Raw genomic sequence first — 7,635 nt, 5'->3', positions numbered from 1 at the left:
GCCGACCCCCTCCAGCTGCTCGGGAGGGGGCGAAGGTCTTTCCGTCCCCGGTCACTCCCGCCCGCGACGCGGTGCGCGCGGGTGCTCGAGGAGCTCGCTGACCGATCGGCGGCAGTCCTCGGGCGGCGAGAACTCCTCGGCCAGCGCCACGACCCAGCCCGAGAGCCGGCGCAGTGCCACGTTGTGGTCGTTCGACGCCGCGCGCAGCACGCTGAATGCCTCGTTCGCGCTGACGTCGCACGTGAGCGCCACGATGCCCTTCGCCTGCTCGATCGTGGCACGATTCTCGACGACCGCACGGACCTGGTCCTGGGCCAGCGCCTCTGCCCGGCGCGCGAGCGGGGCGGTCAGGTCGGTCAGGTAGCCCATCACCTCGACGACCCGACGGGTCGCGCGATCCATGCGCCCCTGACCCACGAGGCACACGGTCCGCTCACGTCCACGAGCGGTCACGATGCGGTGCACGCTCGTGAAGGGAGCGCCGTCCTCGCCTGCGCGCCGAAGAGCCTTGGCGACGTCGGGACGGTCGTCCGGATGGCGGTGGGCCAGGAACAGCTCGGTGGTGGGCGTGACGTCGTCGGGCTCGAAGCCGTGCAGGGCGTACGTCTGGCGTGACCACCACCACCGACCGGACAGCAGGTCGTAGCGGAGCTGGCCGACCGGGGGAGTGGCGACGGCGTCGCCGGAGCGTGGTGCCGTGACCGGCTCCTGCCGGGAGGGGGCGATGGTCATGGTGCGGCGGCTCCTTCGGTGGGATCTCTGCTCGGTGGTCGGCACCGCCTCGTGCCGATCACCTTCGACGATGCCGCGTCCGGCGGTCGCGCACCTCGGCCGGAGGTCGCGATCCTGTTCGGCCCTGTACCGCAGGTGCGGTACAGGGCGCGGGCCTCGACCGTCATCGCGCCCGTGGGAGACTCACGCCATGGATTGACGCGCTCTCGTCGACCGAGTCACGAGGAGTACCGGAAGTGGATCATGAGATGAGCCCGGGAGGTTCGATGTACGACCGCGACGAGCTGGTTGCGCGGATCTCGCTCGATCCGTCGGGCCAACTGCTCGTCCTGCGTGAGCTCGTGGAGTGCGAGCCCGACCAGGTGTGGCTCGAGACGTATCTCGTCCAGATCGTTGAGTCCGGGGACCTTCCGGAAGGCCTGCGCAGGATGGCGATATGGTCGCTCGGCGACGTGGTTCGTTCGAGGCGGAAGCTGCACGACCATTCGGTGACTCGAGTCCTTTGGCGTGCGCTCGGCTCTCCAGAACTTGCCGAGGCGGCAGACATGGCGCTCGGTGATATCGAGCTGAACCATGGCTTACAGAGTCCGTACCGAAAGGCGACGCACCGCCGAACAGACCCTATGAAGATGCCTTCCAGCAAACTGTCCACGCCACCTGCTCGCCGGCCCTGGCTCCGTAGGCCGCCTCGATGGGCTCGGCGAGCTGCTCGGCGACGCTTCACGGTCCAGGTCGGGAGATCTCAGGAGCGTGTACCGGTGCACGGGGCCCCGACGAAGAGAAGAATGCCGGCATGAGCATCTACGCGTATCTGCTCCTCATCTTGACGAACACGTTGCCGGAGCGGAGCCGCCCGCAGTTGTCTGCGCTTGCAACGTTCTGGGCTGACCCGTGGCACGTAGAGAGCAGGTGCCGCCTGGCCGATGCGCTGAGCAGTCTCGTCCGCGCTCAGCGGCTGATGCTGGTGGCTCGCTCAGCACCTGCCATCGAGTGGGAGTCCGAACTGTTGCGCATGATGGAGATGTTCGATGGTGACGCGTCGCGTGAGCTCTATCCGGGAACTTACTCTGTCGAATCGCTCCAAGTTGCAGCGAGCGACGATTCTGGAGCGTCCCTAGCGCGAGAGTTTGGCAGCAGTACCCCAGGCGAACTTGTGCAGGCCCTCGTCACTGAGGCGCTGGGCGACGTTCACGAGCTGGACGTCGCGATCGAGCGCTTCGTCAGTTCATCATTGGGTTCCTTTGGGCCTGATTCGAAGCGCGAAGCCGCAGAGCTTCTCGCGAAGCGCACGCAAGGCGAGCGATACACGATCTCTGAAGCCATGACATCAGTGATGCTCTCCGCCGATATGTCTCGGGAGCAAGCGCTCGTGAATTCTGGCGTATCGGCAGCTTTCGAACGGTCGATGCGGGGTAGTGAGCTGGGCCGACGCAAGTTCGCGCAGTGCTTTCTGAACGGATTGGACCCGCTGGAAATCTCAGTGGAGCCATAGGATATCGGTGGCGGCGACAAATTCTTGACTCATGGCGACGGGCGGTGCGTACGGCCCGCATGTCGACCAGCGGCACGACCCGAGGTGCAGGCACACGTAGCGGTGGTCGATCTCGGACGGCGACGGCGACGGCGACGTCCGACGCGGAGATGGTGGATCGTGCAGGCGTCGAGGGCCCCTTGTCCAGGGCGCGCTCGTCGACGTCGAGCATGCGGACGGTCTCGCGCTGATGGCGGCGGGGCTCGGTGGTGGACTCAGGTGCCCGGCTCTGTGTGCTCACACTCATCGCCACTGCGGCGATGTGTCGTACAGCACCTGGCCGTTGCGGGGTGCATCTGGATGCCTACTTGAAACGGTCGTCACACACCTGACCCCTCTGGAGGGGCGAGATGGAGTGTTTCCGCAGGTCAGGGGCCTGACGTAGAGGTGCCCCGGGTGGGATTCGAACCCACACTGGATCGGGTTTGAGCCGAACGCCTCTGCCGGTTGGGCTACCGGGGCATCGACCGTCAGGGGACCTCGAAGAGCCCGCTGCGGTGCGTGGACCATCGAACCACAGAACCGGGACGAAACGAGAATCACACCCGTCCAGCGGGGCGCGGGGGGTGTTCTCCCACTACGATGAGGGACGTGAGTGACGACAACGCGCAGCCCGATGCCACGGCACCGCTCGACCTGCCCCCCCTGATCCAGCCCGAACCGAGCGCCGTGGCCGAGGCCGCGCCCGCGCCGTCGGGCGCCCGTCCTGCTCGTCGAGCGGTCGTCGCCGAGGACGAGGCCCTGATCCGCATGGACGTCGTCGAGACGCTCCGCGAGGCAGGCTTCGACGTCGTCGGGGAGGCGGGTGACGGTGAGACCGCGGTCAAGCTGGCGCTCGAGCTCAAGCCGGACGTCGTCGTCATGGACGTCAAGATGCCCGAGCTGGACGGCATCTCGGCCGCCGAGCGGATCGGCAAGGCGCACGTCGCGCCCGTCGTCCTGCTGACCGCGTTCTCCCAGACGGAGCTCGTCGAGCGCGCTCGCGACGCCGGTGCCATGGCGTACGTCGTGAAGCCGTTCAGCCCCGCGGACCTGCTGCCGGCGGTCGAGATCGCGATCTCCCGCTACTCGCAGATCAGCGCTCTCGAGTCCGAGGTCGCGGACCTGGCCGAGCGCTTCGAGACCCGCAAGCGCGTCGACCGTGCCAAGGGCCTGCTCATGACCAAGATGGGCCTGTCGGAGCCCGAGTCGTTCCGTTGGATTCAGAAGACCTCGATGGACCGTCACCTCACCATGCGCGAGGTCGCCGACGCCGTGATCGAGCAGGTCGGCGGCGCCTGATCCGGCGTGCTCATCGCCCGGTACCGGCCTGTGAACTGCCCCTTTGTTCGGGACGCTCAACAAGGCTATCGTCATGGACAGGTGTCCAGTTCGACGGACCGGACACTCACGAAGCATCAGTCGATCGATGACCGGGGGCGCTCGTCGGTGGCAGGTAGCTCGTCTGCCACCGGGGTGCTCCGAGGTCGGAGGATCCTATGAGGAGGTTCCACGTGCGTGCAGCAGTTGTGGTCAGGCCTGCGGTCGGCGACGACCTTCCTGGCGTCGCCGTGCTGTGTGCCGAGGCGCGCCGTGAGTCCGCCGCGGGCCCCCAGGTCTGCCTCTCGGACGAGTCCAAGCTCGTCCGCCAGCTGAGCGTCCTCCTCACGGTCCCCGGTGGATCGATCCTCGTGGCCTTCCAGGACGACGTACCCGTCGGCTTCCTCCTGGCCCGCGCCCTCGAGCCGCACATCTTCAACGACGAGCCGAGCCTCTACATCGAGGCCCTCTACGTCTCGCAGGACGCGCGTCGTCGCGGGGTCGGGCACGCGCTGCTCACCGCGACCGCCGAGCTCGCGGCCCAGACCGGTGCGGTCGACGTCTTCTCCGTGCCCATCCCGGGCTCGCGCGGTGTCCAGCGCTTCCTCGCTCGGCTCGGGTTCGCGCCGGCCGCCGGCCACCGAGTGGTCTCCACGTCGGTGCTCCAGCGTCGCCTCGCGGCGGACTCGGGCACCTCGCGTCGCGGTACCCGCGGCCTCGAGGACCTCATCGCCCGCCGTCGCAAGGCCCGGACCGAGGGACAGACCGGCCCGGTCGACCTGCGCGCCTTCCAGGAGGACCTCCGTGAGTCGACGGTGCCGCTCGTGAGCGAGCCCGCGGCCCGCTGACGCAGACTTCCCGACGAGAGGCCCGGCACGAAGGACGACCTTCGCGCCGGGCCCTTCTCGTCGCCCGGGGTCAGCGGCCGTCGAGCACCATGCACGTGAGGCGTGCGGTGCAGACGCGCCGTGCCTCGTCGTCGACCACGACGATCTCGTAGCTCGCGGTCGTCCGGCCCCGGTGCAGCGCCGTCGCGACGCCGTGCACCGATCCCGAGCGCACCCCGCGGTGGTGCGTGGCGTTGATCTCGATGCCCACGGCCGCGCGCCCCTCGCCCGCGTGGATCTGCGCCGCGATCGACCCGAGGGTCTCGGCGAGGACGACCGAGGCCCCGCCGTGCAGAAGTCCTGCGGGTTGGGTGTTGCCGGCGACGGGCATGCTGCCCGTGACCCGGTCGGGGGCGACCTCGACGAGCGTGATGCCCATGCGCTCGATGAGGGTGCCCACGGTGCTGGCCCGCAGCGCCGCGAGTGCCGCGTCGTCGGGGGAGGTGGTCGGGCTCTCGGCTCCGTGCGTGTCAGTCATAGCGGATAGGTTTGCACTCGTGACCACCACTTCGCGACCTCGCCTCCTGCTGATCGACGGACACTCGATGGCCTACCGGGCGTACTTCGCCCTGCCGGTCGAGAAGTTCTCGACGACCACCGGCCAGTCGACGAACGCCGTCTACGGGTTCGTCTCGATGCTGACGAACCTGCTGCGCGACGAGAAGCCGACGCACGTCGCGGTCGCGTTCGACGCGGGCCGTGCGTCGTTCCGCACCGAGGTCCTGCCGACCTACAAGGGCACGCGCGACGCGAGCCCCGAGCCGTTCAAGGGCCAGGTCCCGCTCATCAAGGACATCCTCGCGACGCTCAACATCCCGGTCCTGCAGAAGGAGAACTACGAGGCGGACGACATCTTCGCGACCCTCGCCACCCAGGCTGCCGCTGCCGGCATGGAGGTCCTGGTCTGCTCGGGGGACCGCGACTCGTTCGAGCTCGTCGGCGAGGACGTGACGGTGCTCTACCCAAAGGTCGGCGTCTCGACCCTGGCGCGCATGACCCCGGACGCTGTCCTCGAGAAGTACGGCGTGCCGCCCGAGCGCTACCCGGACCTCGCGGCCCTGGTGGGGGAAACGAGCGACAACCTGCCGGGTATCCCGGGCGTGGGCCCCAAGACGGCCGCCAAGTGGATCAACGCCTACGACGGTCTCGACGGCGTGCTCGAGTCGGCGGACAAGATCACGGGCAAGGCGGGCGAGAACCTGCGGGCCAACCTCGACCAGGTGCGGCTCAACCGTCAGCTCAACGCCCTGCTGACGGACATGGAGCTCCCGCTGGGTCCCGACGACCTGCTGGTCCAGCCGTGGGACCGCGAGGCCATGCACCGCGTGTTCGACGCACTGGAGTTCACTGCGCTGCGCGAGCGCCTGTTCGCGCTCGCCCCCGAGGGTGAGGAGGACGTCGAGGAGGGCTTCGACGTCTCGCTCGCCACGCTCGGGCAGGGCGAGCTCGGCGGCTGGCTCACGGCCCGCAAGGAGCGCCCCGTGGGCCTCGTGGTCGCGGGCAAGGCCGCTCCGGTGGGCGGGGACGCGTGGTCGCTGGCCGTCGCGGACGACGGCGCCGCGGCGGTCGCGGTGGACCTCGCCGACGTCGCGGTCGTCGACGAGCAGGCGCTCTCGGCGTGGCTCGCGGACGCCGACGCGCCCAAGGTCGTGCACGGGGCCAAGGCCACCTGGCACGAGCTCGCGGCACGTGGGTTCGACCTGCAGGGCGTGGTCTTCGACACCGAGCTCGCGGCCTACCTGTGCCACCCGGACCAACGCGGCTACGACCTGGGTGACCTCGCGATCCGTCACCTCAAGCGCGAGCTGCGTGTCGAGGCGGTCGACGACGAGCCCCAGGGAGCGCTCGACCTCTCGCTCGACGGCTCGGGCGAGGACAAGCGGGACGCCGTGCGTGCAGCAGGGGTCCTGGACCTCTCGGAGGTCCTGGTGGGCGAGCTGCGGGACCGCGGCGCGGACCACCTGCTCAAGGACCTCGAGCTGCCGCTCGTCGACGTGCTCGCCCGCATGGAGTCGCGCGGCATCGCCGCGGACGTCGAGTACCTCACCGAGCTCGAGAAGCACTTCAGCGAGCTCGTCGCGACGGCCGCGACCGAGGCGTACGACGTGATCGGGCGCGAGGTGAACCTGGGCTCGCCCAAGCAGCTCCAGGAGGTCCTGTTCGACCAGCTGGGCATGCCCAAGACCAAGAAGATCAAGACGGGGTACACCACGGACGCCGCGGCGCTCGCGGACCTGTTCGCCAAGACGGGCCACCCGTTCCTCGAGCACCTGCTCGCGCACCGCGACGCCACGCGCCTGCGACAGACGGTCGAGGGGCTGCTCAAGTCGGTCGCTCCGGACGGGCGCATCCACACGACGTTCCAGCAGACCATCGCGGCGACCGGACGGCTGAGCTCGACCGACCCGAACCTGCAGAACATCCCCATCCGTACCGAGGCCGGGCGCCGGATCCGCCGGGCGTTCGTGGTCGGCGAGGGCTACGAGACCCTGCTGACCGCCGACTACAGCCAGATCGAGATGCGCATCATGGCGCACCTGTCCGGCGACGAGGGTCTCATCGAGGCGTTCCGGTCGGGCGAGGACCTGCACAGCTACGTGGGCTCGCGGGTGTTCGACGTCCCGACGGACCAGGTCACCCCCGCCATGCGCTCCAAGATCAAGGCGATGTCCTACGGCCTGGCATACGGGCTGTCCTCGTTCGGCCTCTCGCAGCAGCTGAACATCTCGGTGGGCGAGGCGGCGGGACTCATGGAGGACTACTTCAAGCGCTTCGGCGGCGTGCGCGACTACCTCACGGGCGTCGTCGACGAGGCCCGGGTCACGGGCTACACCGCGACCATCCTGGGGCGTCGCCGCTACCTGCCGGACCTCACGAGCGACAACCGCCAGCGCCGCGACATGGCCGAGCGGATGGCGCTCAACGCCCCCATCCAGGGCAGTGCAGCCGACATCATCAAGGTCGCGATGCTCGGTGTGCAGCGCGCGATCGACGAGCAGGACCTGCGCTCGCGCCTGCTGCTCCAGGTCCACGACGAGCTCGTGGTCGAGGTCGCACCGGGCGAGCGAGACGCCGTCGAGGAGCTCCTGCGCCGAGAGATGGGCGCGGCAGCGGACCTCTCGGTCCCGCTCGACGTCTCGGTGGGCGCCGGCCGCACCTGGCACGACGCGGGCCACTGAGGATCGG

General features: G+C 69.1%; 7 protein-coding genes and 1 tRNA gene. 4 read left to right on the top strand and 4 right to left on the bottom strand.

Features of this window, described 5'->3' with window-relative positions; genetic code table 11:
• Positions 1-51: 51 nt before the first annotated feature.
• Together ACFWFR_RS15375 and ACFWFR_RS15370 are read right to left on the bottom strand one after the other, a co-directional pair.
• A complete protein-coding gene (locus ACFWFR_RS15375; RefSeq protein WP_377623538.1) occupies positions 52-732 on the bottom strand; it encodes a PAS and ANTAR domain-containing protein in 681 nt (226 codons plus the stop codon).
• 218 nt (positions 733-950) lie between these two features.
• Positions 951-1,307: a hypothetical protein gene (locus ACFWFR_RS15370; RefSeq protein WP_377623537.1), complete on the bottom strand. Its 357-nt coding sequence runs from the start codon at positions 1,305-1,307 to the stop codon at positions 951-953.
• A gap of 218 nt (positions 1,308-1,525) precedes the next feature.
• Here ACFWFR_RS15370 and ACFWFR_RS15365 point away from each other — a divergent pair, with 218 nt between their 5' ends.
• Positions 1,526-2,224, top strand: coding sequence for a hypothetical protein (locus ACFWFR_RS15365; RefSeq protein WP_377623536.1), 699 nt, complete (start codon positions 1,526-1,528; stop codon positions 2,222-2,224).
• A 427-nt stretch (positions 2,225-2,651) separates the two neighbouring features.
• Here the strand turns inward: ACFWFR_RS15365 and ACFWFR_RS15360 are convergent.
• Positions 2,652-2,725, bottom strand: a tRNA-Leu gene (locus tag ACFWFR_RS15360).
• A gap of 120 nt (positions 2,726-2,845) precedes the next feature.
• On the opposite strand from ACFWFR_RS15360, the gene ACFWFR_RS15355 reads away from it, so the two are divergent.
• A complete protein-coding gene (locus ACFWFR_RS15355; RefSeq protein WP_377623535.1) occupies positions 2,846-3,544 on the top strand; it encodes an ANTAR domain-containing response regulator in 699 nt (232 codons plus the stop codon).
• 212 nt (positions 3,545-3,756) lie between these two features.
• Positions 3,757-4,410, top strand: coding sequence for a GNAT family N-acetyltransferase (locus ACFWFR_RS15350; protein WP_377617756.1), 654 nt, complete (start codon positions 3,757-3,759; stop codon positions 4,408-4,410).
• Positions 4,411-4,480: 70 nt separating this feature from the next.
• Here the strand turns inward: ACFWFR_RS15350 and ACFWFR_RS15345 are convergent, their stop codons facing one another.
• On the bottom strand, positions 4,481-4,927 hold the full coding sequence (locus tag ACFWFR_RS15345; RefSeq protein WP_377623534.1) for a hotdog fold thioesterase: 447 nt from the start codon (positions 4,925-4,927) through the stop codon (positions 4,481-4,483).
• A gap of 67 nt (positions 4,928-4,994) precedes the next feature.
• On the opposite strand from ACFWFR_RS15345, the gene polA reads away from it, so the two are divergent.
• Positions 4,995-7,628, top strand: a complete 2,634-nt coding sequence (gene polA / locus ACFWFR_RS15340) for a DNA polymerase I (protein ID WP_377623539.1) — start codon at positions 4,995-4,997, stop codon at positions 7,626-7,628.
• The last annotated feature ends 7 nt before the right edge of the window (positions 7,629-7,635 follow it).

Origin of the sequence: Oerskovia sp. NPDC060287, assembly GCF_042726775.1 — a bacterium.
Taxonomy (GTDB): domain Bacteria; phylum Actinomycetota; class Actinomycetes; order Actinomycetales; family Cellulomonadaceae; genus Oerskovia; species Oerskovia merdavium.
This window is presented reverse-complemented; position numbering and strand designations above follow the sequence as displayed.

Coding starts and splice junctions, on each gene's coding strand:
- ACFWFR_RS15375 (WP_377623538.1), bottom strand. CDS start 732: ATGACCATCGCCCCCTCCCGGCAGGAGCCGGTCACGGCACCACGCTCC.
- ACFWFR_RS15370 (WP_377623537.1), bottom strand. CDS start 1,307: ATGGTTCAGCTCGATATCACCGAGCGCCATGTCTGCCGCCTCGGCAAG.
- ACFWFR_RS15365 (WP_377623536.1), top strand. CDS start 1,526: ATGAGCATCTACGCGTATCTGCTCCTCATCTTGACGAACACGTTGCCG.
- ACFWFR_RS15355 (WP_377623535.1), top strand. CDS start 2,846: ATGAGGGACGTGAGTGACGACAACGCGCAGCCCGATGCCACGGCACCG.
- ACFWFR_RS15345 (WP_377623534.1), bottom strand. CDS start 4,927: ATGACTGACACGCACGGAGCCGAGAGCCCGACCACCTCCCCCGACGAC.
- polA (WP_377623539.1), top strand. CDS start 4,995: ATGGCCTACCGGGCGTACTTCGCCCTGCCGGTCGAGAAGTTCTCGACG.